The organism is Photobacterium sp. GB-50 (assembly GCF_003026755.1).
Classification (GTDB): domain Bacteria; phylum Pseudomonadota; class Gammaproteobacteria; order Enterobacterales; family Vibrionaceae; genus Photobacterium.
On sequence record NZ_PYNX01000001.1, the window covers coordinates 402,077 to 420,679 of the forward strand.

The 18,603-nt window shown below is 37.6% G+C and carries 18 protein-coding genes and 1 other RNA gene; 9 read left to right on the plus strand and 10 right to left on the minus strand.

Features of this window, described 5'->3' with window-relative positions:
* Positions 1-136: 136 nt before the first annotated feature.
* Positions 137-1,663: an EAL domain-containing protein gene (locus tag C9J41_RS01720; protein ID WP_233220289.1), complete on the plus strand. Its 1,527-nt coding sequence runs from the start codon at positions 137-139 to the stop codon at positions 1,661-1,663.
* 82 nt (positions 1,664-1,745) lie between these two features.
* Here C9J41_RS01720 and C9J41_RS01725 read toward each other — a convergent pair whose 3' ends face one another.
* The 3 genes from C9J41_RS01725 to C9J41_RS01735 all read right to left on the minus strand — a co-directional run bounded on the left by C9J41_RS01725 (position 1,746) and on the right by C9J41_RS01735 (position 4,875).
* Complete coding sequence (locus tag C9J41_RS01725; RefSeq protein WP_005370451.1) at positions 1,746-2,234, minus strand: hypothetical protein; 489 nt, start codon at positions 2,232-2,234, stop codon at positions 1,746-1,748.
* A gap of 362 nt (positions 2,235-2,596) precedes the next feature.
* Positions 2,597-3,511, minus strand: a complete 915-nt coding sequence (locus tag C9J41_RS01730) for a hypothetical protein (protein WP_146151670.1) — start codon at positions 3,509-3,511, stop codon at positions 2,597-2,599.
* Between the two features lie 47 nt (positions 3,512-3,558).
* Complete coding sequence (locus C9J41_RS01735) at positions 3,559-4,875, minus strand: sphingomyelin phosphodiesterase (protein WP_107205542.1); 1,317 nt, start codon at positions 4,873-4,875, stop codon at positions 3,559-3,561.
* Positions 4,876-5,067: 192 nt separating this feature from the next.
* Between C9J41_RS01735 and C9J41_RS01740 the strand changes: the two genes are divergently transcribed.
* Both C9J41_RS01740 and C9J41_RS21770 read left to right on the plus strand, forming a co-directional pair.
* A complete protein-coding gene (locus C9J41_RS01740) occupies positions 5,068-6,450 on the plus strand; it encodes a trypsin-like serine protease (protein ID WP_107294128.1) in 1,383 nt (460 codons plus the stop codon).
* Positions 6,451-6,554: 104 nt separating this feature from the next.
* The gene (locus tag C9J41_RS21770; protein WP_107205540.1) at positions 6,555-6,911 is read left to right on the plus strand and encodes a hypothetical protein; all 357 of its coding nucleotides are present in this window, start codon (positions 6,555-6,557) and stop codon (positions 6,909-6,911) included.
* Positions 6,912-7,210: 299 nt separating this feature from the next.
* Here the strand turns inward: C9J41_RS21770 and ffs are convergent.
* Both ffs and C9J41_RS01755 read right to left on the minus strand, forming a co-directional pair.
* Positions 7,211-7,307, minus strand: an RNA gene (gene ffs, locus C9J41_RS01750) — signal recognition particle sRNA small type.
* A gap of 161 nt (positions 7,308-7,468) precedes the next feature.
* Entirely contained in the window at positions 7,469-8,203 is a 735-nt protein-coding gene (locus tag C9J41_RS01755; RefSeq protein ID WP_107205539.1) for a hypothetical protein, read from the minus strand.
* 67 nt (positions 8,204-8,270) lie between these two features.
* Between C9J41_RS01755 and C9J41_RS01760 the strand changes: the two genes are divergently transcribed.
* Positions 8,271-8,582, plus strand: coding sequence for an MGMT family protein (locus tag C9J41_RS01760; protein ID WP_107205538.1), 312 nt, complete (start codon positions 8,271-8,273; stop codon positions 8,580-8,582).
* A gap of 78 nt (positions 8,583-8,660) precedes the next feature.
* On the opposite strand, the gene C9J41_RS01765 is transcribed toward C9J41_RS01760, so the two are convergent.
* Entirely contained in the window at positions 8,661-9,083 is a 423-nt protein-coding gene (locus C9J41_RS01765) for a YbaY family lipoprotein (protein ID WP_107205537.1), read from the minus strand.
* Between the two features lie 125 nt (positions 9,084-9,208).
* Here C9J41_RS01765 and tesB point away from each other — a divergent pair, with 125 nt between their 5' ends.
* Positions 9,209-10,066: an acyl-CoA thioesterase II gene (gene tesB, locus C9J41_RS01770; protein ID WP_107205536.1), complete on the plus strand. Its 858-nt coding sequence runs from the start codon at positions 9,209-9,211 to the stop codon at positions 10,064-10,066.
* 72 nt (positions 10,067-10,138) lie between these two features.
* On the opposite strand, the gene C9J41_RS01775 is transcribed toward tesB, so the two are convergent.
* Entirely contained in the window at positions 10,139-10,600 is a 462-nt protein-coding gene (locus C9J41_RS01775) for an Lrp/AsnC family transcriptional regulator (RefSeq protein WP_107205535.1), read from the minus strand.
* Positions 10,601-10,761: 161 nt separating this feature from the next.
* Here C9J41_RS01775 and C9J41_RS01780 point away from each other — a divergent pair, with 161 nt between their 5' ends.
* Positions 10,762-11,832 carry a PLP-dependent cysteine synthase family protein gene (locus tag C9J41_RS01780; RefSeq protein WP_045148102.1) on the plus strand — a complete coding sequence of 357 codons (1,071 nt, stop codon included), beginning with the start codon at positions 10,762-10,764 and terminating at the stop codon, positions 11,830-11,832.
* Between the two features lie 289 nt (positions 11,833-12,121).
* Positions 12,122-12,817 carry a 7-cyano-7-deazaguanine synthase QueC gene (queC, locus tag C9J41_RS01785; protein WP_107205534.1) on the plus strand — a complete coding sequence of 232 codons (696 nt, stop codon included), beginning with the start codon at positions 12,122-12,124 and terminating at the stop codon, positions 12,815-12,817.
* Between the two features lie 91 nt (positions 12,818-12,908).
* On the opposite strand, the gene prmB is transcribed toward queC, so the two are convergent.
* Complete coding sequence (gene prmB, locus C9J41_RS01790; protein WP_005370403.1) at positions 12,909-13,841, minus strand: 50S ribosomal protein L3 N(5)-glutamine methyltransferase; 933 nt, start codon at positions 13,839-13,841, stop codon at positions 12,909-12,911.
* A gap of 53 nt (positions 13,842-13,894) precedes the next feature.
* Here prmB and smrB point away from each other — a divergent pair, with 53 nt between their 5' ends.
* Entirely contained in the window at positions 13,895-14,425 is a 531-nt protein-coding gene (gene smrB, locus C9J41_RS01795; RefSeq protein ID WP_107205533.1) for an endonuclease SmrB, read from the plus strand.
* A 57-nt stretch (positions 14,426-14,482) separates the two neighbouring features.
* Here the strand turns inward: smrB and C9J41_RS01800 are convergent, their stop codons facing one another.
* The gene (locus C9J41_RS01800) at positions 14,483-14,845 is read right to left on the minus strand and encodes a hypothetical protein (protein ID WP_233217609.1); all 363 of its coding nucleotides are present in this window, start codon (positions 14,843-14,845) and stop codon (positions 14,483-14,485) included.
* A 37-nt stretch (positions 14,846-14,882) separates the two neighbouring features.
* Entirely contained in the window at positions 14,883-15,353 is a 471-nt protein-coding gene (gene sixA, locus C9J41_RS01805) for a phosphohistidine phosphatase SixA (RefSeq protein WP_107205531.1), read from the minus strand.
* Between the two features lie 339 nt (positions 15,354-15,692).
* Between sixA and C9J41_RS01810 the strand changes: the two genes are divergently transcribed.
* A complete protein-coding gene (locus tag C9J41_RS01810; RefSeq protein ID WP_107294129.1) occupies positions 15,693-18,458 on the plus strand; it encodes an insulinase family protein in 2,766 nt (921 codons plus the stop codon).
* Positions 18,459-18,603 lie beyond the last annotated feature (145 nt).

Below are 18,603 nucleotides of genomic sequence, written 5' to 3' on the forward strand. Positions count from 1 at the left end.
ACTTTTCACCATTAGTATCTTTTATCGACTCAACCAAATATTTAAAATGGCAATAACATACTATAGAGGTATACTTTTAATTGGCGTTATTTAACAGTATGAAACAAACTTCATTATGTCATTTACAGTAAAAAAAATGTTTCAACTAGCTTTGTTAGCTATTTTAATTGCTACGCCTATTACCTTTACATACTTAAATATTCGGTGTAGTAATTTAAGTAAAGATATTGCGAGCGCATTAAATAAAACGTTAAATAAACGTATTTCTAGCGTTTTAGATCTACCAGAGAACCAACCAGACGCTAAAAGTATGCATGATTTGGTGACATTGGTTCTTTCTTCTCGCTCTCTACGAAGTGTTGCCTACTTTCAAAACAATCATTACATCTATTCAGATCGTAATGCCTCTTTGCATACTCCAATTTCACCTAGCCTGATTGAACGATTAAAAAAGGATAAATTACCACTACTTTATCGCAAACGTAGCTCACTTGATCAGATCGATGAATTACATCTTGTCGTTAAAGGTAAAAAGGGCTTTTATCAGTTATTTATAAACGCACCTTATATGGATGACTGGTTAACTAATGCGGATGAGTATTTACGAGGTTATGTCGTTACCAATAGCGGGAATATATTAATTAATCATAAGAGAAACTATTTATTCCATAAGTCATACCATTCAACTCAATTTCCTTTTAAAGTGATTGTTGGTGCTAAACCTTCTCAGGTGTTATTGAGTATAGCTGCATTGTCTGCTTTTATTTTTATTTTGTGCATGTTCATTATCCTTATTATTAATTACATTCAAACTAATAACTTCTCATTTAAAAAGGATATAGACAGAGCAATAAAAAATAATGAGTTTATTCCTTATTATCAACCTATTGTGTGTAATAAAACTCACCAGATCATTGGAGCCGAATTACTCTGTCGCTGGCTATATCGTCATGCCAAATTGATCACCCCAAACCAATTTATTACAAAAGTAGAATCGAATGGGCAAATAAAACCGATAACGTTACAATTATTAAAACAGCTTTCAATTGATAAGCCTTTAATAGCTCATTCAAATAAAGATTTTTACGTTTCGATAAACGTTACTCTATCTATGCTCAACGATCCCAAATTTGTTGATGATGTCATATTGTTAATTAAGCAGAACCCGTCATTACAACAAGGCTTAGTCTTTGAAATGACAGAAAGAGAAAACACAACCAATGCATTTATCAAATTAGATAACATCATGCAGCGTTTTCGTAGCTTAGGTGTTCGTTGGGCTCTTGATGATTTTGGAACGGGTTTTTCCAGCCTATCAAGCTTAAAAGAGCTCAATTTTGATATTATTAAAATTGATAAACTGTTTGTAAATTCTGCTGATACAGATGCAGTCACAAGCTCAATTTTGAATAACATCGCTTCACTCGGAAAAGAGTTAGAATGTAAGTTAGTCGCAGAGGGTGTAGAGACAGAGACGCAGTTAAATACCCTAAAATCGTTGCTGATTGACTATACACAAGGCTTTTACTTTAGTGCTCCAACTAGCCGTTGTGGTTTTATCGCGTTTAAAATAGAGCATAATGAACTGATTCTAAAAACAATGGATAAATGCACAAAGCGTTGCGTTACATTGAACTATCATAGCCCTTCTATTGATATTTGACCCGTTAAAAATTTATCGTACTGCGTCACAATAAAAAAAGGGCTGATAATAATCAGCCCTTCGTATATATATTAAGTATCAATTAGATACCAGCACGCTTTAACAAGCCAGCCATTAATGCTGAGCTTGATTTCACTTGCTTAGACTTATTTTTAAACTCTTTAGCCAATGACACATCTTTAATTTCATTAGCAATATAAATCATAGAGTTGTACATATCTTTTGGCGTTTTTACACGATCTTTATCATTCAAAGGCTTCAACAACGTCACAACGTCTGCACCTTTCATTTTATTTTCAGTCGTGTATGCAAGCATTGATTCTAGTAGCTTATCCATATCTACCATAAACTCAGAGTTTTCAATGCCCTGCTTTTTCATTTCTTTCAGGTTTTTCTTACGTACCTGCTTAATCACAAATGCAGGTTGGTTAATTTTCTTATAACCATAAATACCGGCAATGATTAATAAAACCACGCCACCTGCTACATAACCCCACACTGAACCTGAAGACTCAGCAACTGGCTGAGCGACAGCAGCAATATTTGCAACAGACTCTGGTACATCAGACATATTTGTAACCTTTTTACTTTAGGAATTCGGAATGCGGCGAGACATTATCACCAACTCGGTAAACAACAATGTGTTTTATGAAAATTCAATTCAAATAGAGTGACCGAGTTCAAATGTGAGGCCATTCTGCCGTTTTCACTGACAAAAATAAAGCATTAATTGCACGCTTTTTAACCACATTTTGTTAACTAGTTGTCTCACCACAAAAAGTTCGCACTATTATCTCATGCTATTTGTTATTTGCTATGAATAATTACCATGAAATATAAATTACCAATACAAATCGTGATCTTATCAACATTACTTTCAAAAATGCTCTGTCGGTGTGTGTTGCACAATTTATATAGCACATAAGTTATATATCATTGATAGTCAAAAAATCTCTTTTTAAATTCCCCGATCCGATCCTGGTATACCCTCTGCCACTCATTATCAGATAACGTTCTATATTCATTATTACGCATACTTTCCAAACTCTTTTTTAACTCAAAAAGCTGTTTCTGGTATGTTTCAACTTCTTTCCTTTGATTTTTTATTTGCAGATCCCTTCTGTAAAAATCGGTTGTTTCTTGTTCATTTAAATAAAGCAAAGAAAGCTCTCTTACGAGCAATGCTCGCTCTTCCTCACTGTATGTATTAGGTATATTCCTTAGAGCATAATCAAATGTGGCACTTTTTGATTGAAAAAACATATCAAGGTTTGTCGCTGCCTGTTGTTCAAATATCCGGTTTAATTGTTCTATATATTCAGAAGGCGGGACTTGTTGCAATATCCTGCTTTCGGATCTAAAACGATAATATTTAAACTCTTCCTCAAATAAAAGATCAGTATATTCCCCCCAGACAGTCTCGTATTGCTGTCTAACTTGATTGACTTTTTCGTTAAAGGGAATTTCTATAGGAATACTTAGAGAAGCTAACAACCACTCATCTCTAAGTGATTCAAAATCACTCAACAGCTTAAATAACGAGTAAGGTAATTGTTTTTCTAATTCTATTAATTGCCCATCGCATGTATGGGTCGACTTGCATTCAACCCAAAAATTGGTCATTTTATTTAATAACGCATTTCCCTTTAGTGATTGCAATTCGTCGCTGAGTACATGTATGCGCATAATCTTTTCATCAGTGCTCTCTTCAACCTTCTTCAATTCAAAATTATTGTGCTCATTTAAGGCTATTTCAGGTTCTATCAATTCGTTTACGTGGCTTTTTATAAGCCTGTCTGCTTTAACCGTTTTTGGCTCTATAACTTTTGCAGGAGTGATCAGCGTCATATAAACGACGCTGATAAGAAAAATTACGAAAACAAGCGCGAGCCATCTCATTGTGCAATTGTCGCCACAACAGGAAAGTGATCTGATAAATCCCAGTGATACCACAAACCAGAGGACGTAGAACGTGGAATATCAACCCTATTTGTATTTGATTCAACCTGACCATATTCAGTACTTACGACTACGTAGTCTAAATATTCAGAACTTGAGCTCGCATAGCTATTTATTGTCGGATCATAGGTTGCAGATGTATATCCGGTATAAGTAGGCTCATTTGCTCTCAATAGCATATGCATCCACTGGTAATCTTGTGTAAAGAATTTATTTTTATTTACATTAAAATCACCACTATAGATAACGACTTCATTATTTGGAATATTTTGCTTTCTAGCAAAACTATTAATTTCAGAGAATTGATAAATACGATCAACTCTAGCATCAATAGAATCAGTTGAAGCTGCATGAGTCGCAAATACATGATATGACTTACTACCTTTAACTACTTCAGCATAAACAGCACCTTTATCTGCTAAGCAATCTGTTCCGCTACAACGCGAGAATATATGGTAATCTGTTGCAACAATTGGATATCGGCTAACAATAATCACTCCTCCATCCATCGCATTAAATCCTGGAGCATCTAATACTTCGGTTTGATAAGGATATTCTGATGATAACTCTTGCAAGAAAGAATATCTTTCTCCAGAAAAAACTTCTTGGAAAGCAATAACATCATAATCTGATAAAAATTCTGGTAAGGCGTCTAATCTATCTGAAATATGAGAAGCAATAAATGGTAGAGCCCATATATTATAAGTCATCAACTTGAGGGAAGAGTCATCAGTAATTAGAGGTTCAGAGTGTTTAACTGGCGTTATAGTGTAATAAATATCGTCATAACCCGATGTTCTCTTAGCACGAAAAGCTAATTCAGCCGATAAGTCACTATAATCATGAGATGTAAATCTATAAATTGAATAACCAGATTTGTAAGAAGTATTTACATCAGCAGCACTTAGTTTGTATTTGAGAGAAGATCCCCACCAACTGCCTCGCATATATTGCTGTAAATTTACTTGTTTACCACTTTCGGAAGTGACTGATGTTGTAAAATAATATTTCTTTTTATTCTTAACGCCCCAGTTTCGATTAAAGCTTAATACTTTTTTCGTTTCCCATGGCATCAATGTTTGTGCATCCTGAGTCCATTCACTTCCTTCTCTTAATGTATCTCCTTTACCACTGTGACTGACATTTATGCTAAGAGTTTCAGATGAATTATTAGTAATATATATATAGGTATCTGAATAGCAATAGCTTGAAAACATTGCAAGTAAGGTAAATAAATAGGATTTAATGTTCATTGTTAACATCTCGTAGATGAAGACGGAATGTTGTTTAATTATAGTTCATTTAAAAAAATGACAATTAATCATATTAAAAAAACAAGTGTTATAAACATCTAATTTTATTAAATAAAAAAATAAAATTATTTTTTGAAATTATAAATCGAATAACACGGTCTTATTTAAGATATCCTAAAAAGGTTAGAAACAATGAAATTTTTAATTGTCTTATCAATGCTTCTTACTATTTCAACATCTCATTCAATTATTCTCTCTGAAAGCAAGTTTCAAGAAATTGGTGGAAATATTCATAATATCCCAGAGAGTATCAAAGTAGACAATGAGATACTTAGAGAAATGAGTTTACACCCTGAATATTTAACTGTAGGAAGTATAAGTTCTAAAAAAGGTCGATGTACTGCAACGTTATTAGGACAAGACAATAATGGATTTTCATATATTTTCACTGCTGCACATTGTATGAAATATAATAAAAACAAACAACAATCAGATATTAATGCAACATTTACATCTTGGAATAAAAAAATAATTGCAAAGGGGAGAGGTAAAATTTTTGTACCTAAACCACTAATTAGAAAACCATTATCACACAAAAATGATCACATCTATTATGATATGGCAATATTGAAACTACCGACTGTTGACATTTTATTAGATCAATTTGGTTTTCCTGTACCCTCTCCAATACTTAACGATAATTTTCTGAAGAAGAATGCTAAAGTGAGCTTTGTCGGTTACGGTTTATGGGGGGTTGGGAATGACATATCAAACGATTACAAACCTGCATATGGACAACAACGTCGTTTATATGGTGAAAATATTGTAACGCATATCATATCTCAACATGCCTTTCTGATATGGCTAGTAAACAACAATAGTAACAAATGGGCCCTGCCAACCACAGGTGATAGTGGTTCCGCTTGGTGGTATAAACATAAAGGCTTAAATGTTATGGTAGCCATTACGACTAAAGGCAAAGATAATCTTGCCTTGGGATCCAGTCTATCAAAGAAGATTGACTGGATTAAGAGTGTTTATAGCGATGTAAAACTTTTAAGTAGAACATTTCTGACCATAAAAAAAGACAATAATGCAGGAGAAGTTGGAGATTATTACCAGGTGAAAAAACAAGATGGTTGTTATAACTATTATGAACTATCTAAAATAACGAATGATAGCTATCGTAATCTGCCTGACTCCAATAATGACAATTCAAATTGGCAATTCAGAGGCCCATTTTTTGAACATAATAAACAAGACTTAGTTATGGGAGATATTTTCCTTTACGACAACTCTGAAAGTGGTGAACTAGAACTATTTAAACTCATTTCTCCCAATATTAACAATATAACAAAAACCATCCCAAAAGATCGTAGCGATAACAATTCTTGGATCTACATGAAAAAAGCGGATATAGAGTATAGCCAGTTAATTAACTGTTCTACATACAAAGATACTGTCTACAAAGAACCAACGTTAGAAGAAACATTAGCTGCCTTATCTGAGCTTCAAGAACTATTCAGTAATATTGTTTTTTTAGAGCAATTAGCGAATATGTACGATAATAACTAATAGGTATTATGAGTCTCTCAATGTATAAATATTGATCAAAGCCACCTTTATAATATTCATGAGTAGGCTAGCCTTTAAATAACTTCTATTTTTTAAGGATATTTATGAAATTGGTTTATATTTATTTATTTCTCTTTTCTGCTGCTTCATTTTCAAAGGATACGATAAAAAAGACCTTTAACTTTAAAGAAAACAGGAGTGATATTATAGAAGAGTGCTTTAAAGCGCATACTAATGACGTTCTGCATTTTGAATTCAACAGCTTAAAAGATATTGATTTTAATATTCATTGGCATAAAAACGACGATATTTACTTTTTAGAAAAAATTTCTTCAATCAAGACGAACCTGAATAATTTTACAATACCTGAAGACGACTCTTACTGTATTATGTTCAAGAAACGAGGAGAAGCGAATAACGAAATTCTATTGCAGTACTACATCGAGCCGTATAAAGCATAAATATTGATATTCATTCATCATTTTTAAACGTAAAGATAGTATAAACCTTCTGGCTACGCCTCTATAAAAGAAATATCTGGCGAGCATTCAAGATGGAAACAGGTATCAAACTCTAATCTTGATTCTACAGTTAAGACCTTATTCATCTTAGAGCTAACAAATTTGAAGATGTTTTTAACGCGGGAATGTCTTAGATTTCGCCTGTACATAACAACGCTCTTTTTTGTAGCTAAACTACAACAAAAATAGGTTATGCAGAGGTATGGTGTAAACAACAGGAATAGCAGATGGGTGGAAGCCCCCACCAGCCACATCCCGGCACACACATCGCCTGCTGCGGTTGCTCCCTTCCGGGCCTGGCCGAGTTCACAAGTTAGTGTTGCGGGAGGACCAATGGGGGCCTCCATAGATTCTTTGTCTCTTGCGAGAACGGAGAAGATTATCTATTAAGCGCATCGATATTGCAAGTTGTTATATAGCAACAATAGTTCAAGTGTGTGTTATTTATCCAAACACTAAGATATTGAAAATAAAACCATCGCCTTGCTTCATTTAACTTACTCTTCTTCCTCGGGATCGTCTAATAAAGATTCACCAAGTAGCCCACCACCCAGTACCAGTAGCCAAGACACTAATATCGGATTAGCAACATCAAATTGCGGCATGATGACTAGCGTGGCAAAACCAACAGCAGGTAATACACAAGCCAATTTAGGGATCCATTCATCAAGATGTAATTTATTTAAAGACTGAAGTGCCGCAATAATACCGGTAACACTTAAAGCCAATAATGCAGCATGCTCCATGCCACCAACCCATAAGGGAACCACAAGTAAAAGCGGCCACCATGTATTGCCTTCAACAGGCCGCCAACTTCTAGCAGCAAACCAAATAATGGCAATACCAATAATTTGAATAATAGTCGCACCAATAGAGCCCGGCAGTTTACCCTCCGCTTGTAATGCCATTAAACCTGCATTCATGGCTAATACAATGGAGATCATCAATGAACCTAACTGCCAACATCCCTTAGGCGATGTGCAAATCATCAAAATCGGTAACATCATAAATAAGCTGACAGACAACGCGACTGGTTGTTCTGGCAATACATAACCAAATACACCTAGTCCAAACAATAATAGCCATGCCGCAACACCGCCCTGAGGTAGCAGCCATAATGCTGGGATCGCAAGGGCAAGAATAGGTAACTCTCCCTGACTATGCGCCAAGGCATTAACCCCTAATACGGTCAATAATAAAGTGACAATGATTAGTAATGTTTTATACAACATGGCAACACCTCCTTGCGTTATCCTGTTGTTTAAGAAAAGATGGTTTTTTTTATCTCTAATTATAAATATGGACGATTTTTCTCAGCAAATCTACAGCCAAGTGCATCAAATACCTATTGGTAAAATATCGACTTATGGCGATATTGCAAAATTTTCAGGATTTCCTGGCTATGCACGTCAAGTAGGCCGCTTACTCTCGAACCTTCCCCAAGGTTCAGCGTTGCCTTGGCACCGTGTTATTAATAGCCAAGGAAAGATCTCAATATGTGATAACGGTAGAGCTCGCCAAATAGCAGCATTGCGTAATGAAGGGATTATTGTGACGGAACAAGGACGAGTAAGCCTTAAAACATACCGTTGGGATGGGTACCCTGAATAGCAAAATGCCCGACTATCTTATTCAATCATAATAAATAGAATAAATCGGGCATTACTAATATTGTATAAAACGATTGGATTACACTTTCACCAATGGAATATCTAGGTGTGTGGTTTTTAACGGTTCAATGCTTAAATCTACTGTTGATTGATTACTGAACAATACTTCATCATTGATTTCAATCTTAGCAATAACACGATATGAGGTATCTGGCTTTAATTTACTTTTCACATAATTCAACGTGAAAGAAACAGGTGGCTGTTCACCTTCAGCTAAAAATGAATGTTGGCTGATAACTTTACTCGCACTATGATCAGCTTGAGTAGACTGTTCAACCAATGACACTATAATGCGTGCATTATTCGGTAACACTACACGCTCACGATAACTTACTGTTCCACTTAATGTTCCAACATCATTATCGGTCGGCATCAAGTTAGTACAAGCCGTGATCACTAATGCCGCAATCAAAACCCCAAACCATGCAAAAGAATTTTTCATATTCTTCTCTATTAATCCCTAATCTATATTGCTATAAAGCTCAAATATAATAAAACCAATCCAATCTCTATTTGAACTTGATTTCCCTAAATCGTACTGATAGTAACATAATTAATGGTGCTTAGATGAGTAAAGAACTGAATGAACTTCTCAATCTTCTACAATTAGAACAACTTGAGCTTGATCTTTTCAGAGGTCAAAGTGAAAACCTTGGCCTACCGCAAGTATATGGTGGACAAGTGATTGGGCAGTCCTTATCCGCAGCTAAGCAAACGGTTGAAAAAGAACGCTACTTACACTCCTTTCATAGCTACTTTTTACGCCCTGGTAATTCTGAAAAGCCAATTATATATGATGTAGAAAAACTACGTGATGGTAAAAGCTTTAGTACTCGTCGTGTAAAAGCAATTCAGAATGGTGAGCCTATTTTTTTCTTAACGGCTTCATACCAAGCCAATGAAGAAGGGTTTAACCACCAATCAACAATGCCCAATGTAGTAGGGCCTGAAGGTTTAGCATCTGAAACTCAACTTGTTGATGCCATTGCGCAATATCTACCACCTAAAATAGTGGAAAACTTTGGTAAGAAACGCCCAGTTGAAGTGCGTCCAGTAACTATTATTAATCCATTAAAGCCAACCATTGCTGAGCCTAAACAATATTTATGGATTAAAGCCAATGGCACAATGCCTGAAGATCTTAATATCCATCACTACCTATTGGCGTATGCATCTGATTGGGGATTTCTTGTCACATCAATGCATCCACATGGTGTGACGTTATTTAGCCCGAATATGCAAGTAGCAACCATTGACCATTCAATGTGGTTTCACCGTCCATTTAAGATGGATGAATGGCTGCTTTATGCTATTGATAGCCCATCAGCAAGTGGCTCTCGCGGTATTGTTCGTGGTGAGATTTATAACCAAAAAGGCGAACTTGTTGCATCGGCAGTACAAGAAGGCTTGATCCGTCAACGATAAACTTATCGGCTGAATGTTAACGCAATCAAGGCAGCCACTAGTAATAAATAGTGGCAGCCTTGATTATATAACCTATACAGGTAATGCCGTGGTGTACTTAAGGGGTTCCATTGCAAATGTCGATGTTACATTCGTCAGTCCCTCAATGCTGTTCACCAATTTCTTATAAAACAGATCAAAAGCCTGCATATCTGCTACTTGTACTTTCATCATGTAATCATAATCCCCCGCCATACGGTAAAATTCCATGACTTCTGGGAACTCTTCAACCGTATGAACAAAACCGTTATACCACTCTTTAGAATGATTACTGGTTTTAATCTGTACAAATGCTATAAAAGATAATCCTAGTTTTGCCGCATCTAATAGCGCAACACGTTGACGTAATATGCCATCTTCTTCTAAACGCTTTAGCCTTTTCCAGCATGGCGTGGTCGTTAAATTAACAGCTTCTGCTAATTCAGATAACGCTAGCGTTGCGTCTTGTTGCAACAAACGCAGTAATGTTCTATCTACAGCATCTAAACTTGACATCCCATACCACCAATAAGCAATTAAGTAGAAATATTTTCTAAATTTTATCGTTTTTTTGCAAAACAAAGCAAAGACTTTTCTCTGTAACTTGGTAATATAATTGTTAAGCAGTCAACATAAATACAACAACAATAATAAAATCAATACAGTGGAGTCACGCTATGACACAACAACTAAACAATCAATGGGTTAATAACGCCATTCGTAAAATTGATGCTGATTATCAACGCTCAGCAGACACCCACTTAATTAAATTAGAGTTACCTAGCCTAGACGGTATTGATATTTATCTTAAAGATGAAAGCACGCATCCAACAGGAAGCTTAAAGCACCGTCTTGCTCGTTCGTTATTCCTATATGCTTTATGTAACGGTTGGATTAAAGAAGGTACACCGATCATTGAATCATCATCAGGTAGTACCGCCGTTTCTGAAGCATATTTTGCACGTTTACTTGGGTTACCATTTATTGCTGTCGTGCCACGTAAAACAGCGTGTAAAAAAATAGAACAAATTAAATTTTATGGGGGTAGCGCCCATTTTGTTGACTCTCCTGCTGCAATTTATGACGAATCTCGCCGTTTAGCAAAAGAGTTAAATGGTCATTACATGGATCAATTTACCTATGCTGAACGTGCCACCGACTGGCGTGGTAATAACAACATCGCTAACAGTATTTTTGATCAAATGAAGTTAGAGCGCTTCCCTATCCCAAGCTGGATTGTAATGAGCCCTGGTACTGGTGGGACATCAGCAACAATTGGTCGTTATATTCGTTACCAAATGCAACCAACACAACTGTGTGTGGTTGACCCAGAGAACTCAGTATTCCACGACTACTTTATGCAGCGTGATAATACGATTACTGGCAACACAGGCAGCCGTATTGAAGGTATTGGTCGTCCTCGAGTTGAGCCAAGCTTTATTCCTGATGTGATTAATGAAATGCGTAAGATCCCAGATGCGGCAAGTGTTGCCACTGTTCACTGGTTAGAAAAAATTATTGGTCGTAAAGCCGGTGCATCAACAGGTACAAACCTATTTGGTGTATTGCAAATCGCGGCTGAAATGAAACAACGAGGCGAAACAGGCTCTATCGTTACGCTATTGTGTGATAGTGGCGAGCGTTACCTCGACACCTACTACAACCCTGAATGGATCAGCGAAAATATTGGCGATTTATCAGCATATACCGAACAGTTAGAACAATTGGAAAAATTCGGTCAATGGTAAGTATCACGCTTCAATGAACAACCCCTTGGGGAGGTTAGCCACAGCGCCTCCCCCCTCTATTAAACTTTGTGTCTGTGTACGTTGAACGTTGATAAACCAAGTACTGCCTTAACTTGGATAATCTTTAAACGCGATACGTTATTTTGCCGTACTTTATGTACGGCTTTTTTTCGTCTATTACATCTAAAACTTTGCAGCGGACAACAGCTGAGTTAGCATAGATAGACGTTCTAAAGAATGTCTATCTACCGACTGTTTCTCGGTAATTTTTCAAAAAAGGAACACCTATATGTCAAAAGCAGTTGTTGTTTTCAGTGGCGGTCAAGATTCGACTACGTGCCTTATTCAAGCTCTGGCGCATTACGATGAAGTGCACTGTATTACATTTGATTATGGCCAACGCCATAAATTAGAGATTGAAGTGGCAGAAGCTATTGCCAAAGATCTTGGCGTAACAGCACATAAAGTAATGGATGTCGGCCTATTAAATGAATTAGCCATTAGTTCACTAACACGTGACAATATTGCTGTCTCTCATGAACTACAAGAAAACGGATTACCGAACTCCTTTGTTCCTGGTCGTAATATTCTATTTTTAACCTTGGCTGGTATTTACGCCTACCAAATTGGTGCTGAAACCGTTATCACCGGTGTATGTGAAACTGACTTTTCTGGCTACCCTGATTGCCGTGATGAATTTGTTAAATCATTAAACCAATCATTAGTACTCGGGATGGATCGCCCATTAACGATTGCAACACCATTAATGTGGCTAAATAAAGCAGAAACATGGGCGCTAGCAGATCAATACCAAAAACTAGACTATGTTCGTGAAAAAACACTGACTTGCTATAACGGTATTATTGGTGACGGTTGTGGTGATTGCCCATCTTGTGATTTACGTCGTGCAGGACTTACTGATTACTTAGATCATAAAACCACTGTGATGAATGCTCTGAAAGCAAAGCAAGCGCAGCAAGCATAATAACCACTGAGTGACCTATAAAAACGGCATGATGGTACAGAGAAAGTAACCATCATGCCGTTTTTCTTAATCGTGTTTAACTGCGCTTTAATTAGTCGCGAAAAGCCGCAAAATCATCTGCACAATCAACAAGCTGATCACGTGTTAACAAAAACACACCATGACCACCATTTTCAAACTCTAACCAGGTGAATGGAATATGCGGATATTGATCTTCCATGTGGATCATGGAGTTACCCACTTCACAGATCAAGAAGCCATCATCTTTTAGGTAATCGGGTGCATTGGCTAAAATACGACGCACTAAATCTAAACCATCAAACCCTGCCGCAAGACCGAGTTCAGGCTCGTGACGGAATTCATCTGGTAGACTATCCATATCTTCTTGATCCACATACGGTGGATTAGACACGATAAAGTCATACTTATCTTTTGGTACATCACGAAGCAAATCAGAACGAAGTGGGATCACTTGTTGCTCTAAGCCGTGATCAGCGATATTCTGCTCAGCAACAGCCAGTGCCTCAGGTGAAATATCAACGATATCCACTTCTGCTTCTGGGAACATGTGCGCACACGCAATACCAATACAACCACTACCCGTACATAAGTCCATAATACGTGTAGGCTCTTGGTTTAAAAGTGGCTCAAAACGGTTTTCAATCAATTCGCCAATCGGAGAACGTGGAATAAGAACACGCTCATCAACGAAGAATTCCATACCACAGAAATAAGCAATATTTGTTAGGTATGATACGGGTGTACGATCGTCGATACGGCGAATAACGCGCTCAACAATACTCTGACGCTCACTACGAGTTAAACGAGAATCTCGAACTTCAGGTGGAACATCTAACGGTAAATACAATGTAGGAAGAACAAGCTGAACCGCTTCATCCCACGCATTATCGGTACCGTGACCATAAAATAGACCTGCGGCATTGAAACGACTTACCGTCCAACGTAACATGTCTTGCAATGTATGAAGTTCGTTGACAGCTTCGTCGACAAAAATCTTATCCAAAATAGCCTCCGAAAAACGCGACATTACCGCTATATAGTTGTTGGAATTTCATTATGAGTAAAAAAGATCCAAACCTTGATGAAGAGATGGCTCTCTTCAAAGATGCGATAAAAGGCGTAAAAAAGTTTTCGCATGATACCATAATCACGCCACGCAAACAGACTACAAAAGCTGATAAAGCAAAAGTCATGGGCAAAGAAAGTCAAAACCATGAATTTTATTTCTCAGATGAATTTGAGCCTCATCTTAATGAAAATGGCCCTGTGCAATATGCACGCGACGGCGTTTCTAAGTATGAAGTAAAAAAGTTACGTCGGGGTGTTTACGTACCTGACATTTATTTAGATATGCACGGTATGACGCAACAAGAAGCCAAGCGAGAACTCGCCGCTATGATTGCAGCCTGTATAAAAGAGAATGTGTCTTGTGCCTGTGTAATGCACGGTATTGGAAAGCATATTTTGAAACAAAAAGCGCCGATGTGGTTGGCACAACATCCAGATGTACTCGCTTTTCACCAAGCTCCCCTTGAATTTGGTGGGAATGGCGCACTACTCGTGCTTATCGAAATACCTGAAAGATAAAAGAACATCGAGTAAGCAAAACGCGCATCGCAATATCACTTACTCGGTTGTCCTATTTTAATAGCTTGGTTTTACTATATGTCCAACCTTCACTACTTTACCGTGATTAAATAGCGTCACTTCTCCAGTGGCGCATATTTTTAAACGTCGTTTAATCACGGTTTCATCGTAAAAGTATTCACAGTCATCATTTCGTGCACTATCAATACGCGCAAAAATACGAATAGGCCCTTCACCGATCGCATTGGAATAATTAGCAAAGGTTAATGTGCTTCCCGTACTCGATACATGCATGCCTTCTTTTCGTCCATCTGACCACTTGATCATACCATTTGCTGAAATACGAACAGGCTCAGCGGTAGAAGCGCAGCCCATTAGCAATATCGAAGTGAGAAAAGAAATTAACGATACTCTTACCATAACCAGCACTTACCTATTGTCCGTCATCAAAGCCATATTATTGTGGTACGTTTTGCCAAACCAATTCTGCATTATCCATGTCAGGATCGTAATCAATAGCAGCAATGGCCGAAGTACTAAACATAGGGGGCTGTATGCCTGCCACCAACTCTGAGGTTAAATATCCCACCAGAGGTAGATGTGAAACTAATAGAACCGATTGTGGCTTTTCAACCCCAATCATTGCTTTTAAATAATCGACTACCGTTACAGCATCACCATAAGGGGTGATCTCATCACTCACTTGAACATTTGCAACCCCCGGTAATACACTTTCCATACATTGCCATGTTTGTTGCGCGCGTAAATACGTACTCACCAGTACAGTGTCTAATGGTTGATTTAATTGCTGGGCTAGCATTTCCGCCATCTGTTTTGATTGGCGTGAACCGCGCTCTGTCAACGGGCGCTCTGCATCACTCGCCGCAAAATTTTCAGCTTCACCGTGACGCATAATATAAATTCGCATAAGTTTCCGTTTCTCTTCGTTAAACAGGTCGTTCAATGAGTTGTGATAATGAGGCTTATTTTATTACTAATTGACATGCTAATGCATTTTTTTCAACGTATCTCTCTATCATGCTAGCAACTCCCTTTCATATCGCATACTCCTTACGCAAATTTGATAACGAATCCGTGACAAGGTTAGCCAACCTGAACAAATCATTTATTAAAATAGGATTAAGCCTTGACGTTGGGTTTTCATATCACGCTCATAACTACGTAAATAAAGTTAACTATCAGTTTGCCAGTCTGTGTATTGGAGGTCATAATTGATCCAATTCTCCTTTAAAAATAGGCTCTTCCTGTGCATATAAGCCCAAATGATCACAAGCAGTATCGCTATCTTACTTTAGCGAATGAACTACGCGTATTGCTGGTTCATGATGCTGAAGCGCCTCGCTCCGCTGCTGCCTTATCCGTCGAAATTGGTCATTTTGACGATCCTCTTGATCGTCAAGGTATGGCGCACTTTCTCGAACATATGCTGTTTTTAGGTACTGAAAAATATCCACGTGTTGGGGAATTTCAAACCTTTATCAATCGCAGTGGCGGCAGTAACAATGCATGGACTGGAACAGAAAACACGACGTTTTTCTTTGAAGTCAGCCCCCATGCTTTTAAAGAAGGATTAGATCGTTTTGGGCAGTTTTTCACTGCACCATTATTTAATGAAGAAGCCGTTGATAAAGAAAGACAAGCTGTTGATTCTGAATATAAATTAAAAATAAAAGATGATGTCCGCCGCCTTTATCAAGTACAAAAAGAAACCATTAACCCAGTGCACCCTTTTGCTAAGTTTTCAGTCGGTGATCTTACGACACTAGACGATCGTGATGGCAAATCTGTACGAGATGATTTAATAGCTTTTTACCATCAACATTATTCAGCGGATGCGATGGGTCTCGTCTTATTAGGCCCCCAACCATTAGATGAATTAGAACAATTCACGAATGACTTTTTTAGCCATATTCCAAAAACAGATGTTGTAAAAACACCGCTTACTACGCCGTTTGTGACCGAAAAACAACAACAACAATTTATTCAAATTGAACCAATTAAAGAACTACGAAAGTTAACGCTGTCATTTTCTTTGCCGTGTGTAGATGAGTTTTATACCGCGAAACCCTTATCTTATATTGCCCATTTACTAGGCAATGAAGGTCAAGGTAGTTTGATGTCAGTTCTCAAAAAACGGGGTTTTATTAATACCTTAACCGCCGGTGGCGGCGTTAGCGGCAGTAATTTCAGAGAATTTACCGTAGGTTTGAATTTAACGCCGAAAGGTCAAGATCACATTGACGAGATAGTCACTAGCGTTTTTCAGTGCCTTAAACTCATTAAGCTACATGGCTTAGCTCAATGGCGACAACAAGAGAAGAAAGCTGTACTTGAAATGGCTTTCCGCTATCAAGAAAAAAGCCGTCCATTAGATACTGTCAGTTATTTGGTTTTAAACCTGTTGCATTATAAACCGGAAGATATCATCTACGGTGATTATATGATGGAGCAATACGATCATACCTTAATCGAGCAGATCTTAGATTACCTTGAGCCGACCAATATGCGATTAACCTTGGTTGCTCAAGGTGGCCATTATGATCGCACAGCACAATGGTATGACACGCCTTACTCAGTAACACCATTTACCGCGGAACAAAAAGCGTTATGGCAAGATATTGAACTGGATCCTGAGTTAACACTACCCGAGCGCAATATATATCTTTGTGATAATTTTGAGCCTTTACCACTTGAACCTGGCTCAGAATTACCTCCTCAGTTAATTCAAGATTTACCTGGGTTTCGTTTATGGCATAAACAAGAACATGATTTCCGCGTACCTAAAGGTATAGTTTATGTTGCCATTGATAGCCCGCATGCGGTGAGTTCACCACGTAATATCGTAAAAACTCGCCTATGTGTTGAAATGCTATTAGAAGCGATAAATGAGACCGCTTATCCCGCTGAGATTGCAGGTATGTCGTATAATCTTTATGCTCACCAAGGGGGAGTGACGCTTCAGTTATCAGGCTTTAGTGAAAAACAACCTTTGCTTATGACGCTGATACTTGAGCGCTTTGCTGGGCGAAAATTTGATCACGATCGTTTCACCAATATCAAAGCACAAATGCTACGTAATTGGCGTAACGCAGCTGAAGATAAACCAATTTCACAATTGTTTAATCAGCTAACAGGATTACTACAACCCAATAATCCACCCTATCCTGTCATGATTGAAGCGTTAGAATCAATCGAGTTAGATGAGCTACCAAGCTTTGTTGATGAAATGTTCGCAGAGCTTCATATTGATACTTTTGTATATGGCAACTGGCTTAAAAAAGATGCGTTAGCATTAGCTGAAATATTAAAAGATGCATTCCGAGTGACTGACCAACTTTATGGTGAATCACAACGTCCGCTGGTACATTTAGACAATGCGGGCACATTAACGTATGAGTTAGATTGTAATCATGAAGATTCAGCAATCTTAATGTATTACCAATCTCAGGAAACCACACCTGAGCAAATTGCGATTTATACGTTAGCTAATCATTTAATGTCGACCACGTTCTTCCATGAGTTACGCACGAAACAACAACTGGGTTATATGGTAGGAACGGCCAATCTACCGCTTAATCGTCATCCAGGGTTGATCTTATATATTCAATCACCTGTTGCCGATCCAAGTTACTTATCAGAGGCAATTGATGATTTTACCAATGCTTTTGCACTTGTATTGCTCGAATTGAATGAAGCGCAATGGCAAGACAGTAAGCAAGGTTTAATTGCTCAAATTTCAGAGCCAGATACTAATTTACGATCTCGTGCTCAACGGTTTTGGGTAAGTATCGGCAATAAAGATGAAACGTTCCAACAACGTCAGCGTGTTGTTGATGCGCTTAAACAATTAGATCGTGTAGATATGATCAAATTTGTTGTTGATACCATTAAACCAAGAACAGCGAATAGATTAGTCATGTATTACAAAGGCAAAGCGCATAGTGATTACGCACCTTTAGAGATAGGTCAACCAATTGAATCAGTCACAGAATTTCAAGATAATGCTTATTAAGCTGGCATGACTCGTCTAACAATTAAGACGACCGTCTACATAACGAGCCATATTTACAAATAAGTGTTAAATATGGCTTTTTGTCTATTGTCATTCGTTGTGTATAACATTTATTAAGAGAATTAAGGCTTTATTGAATAGCAAA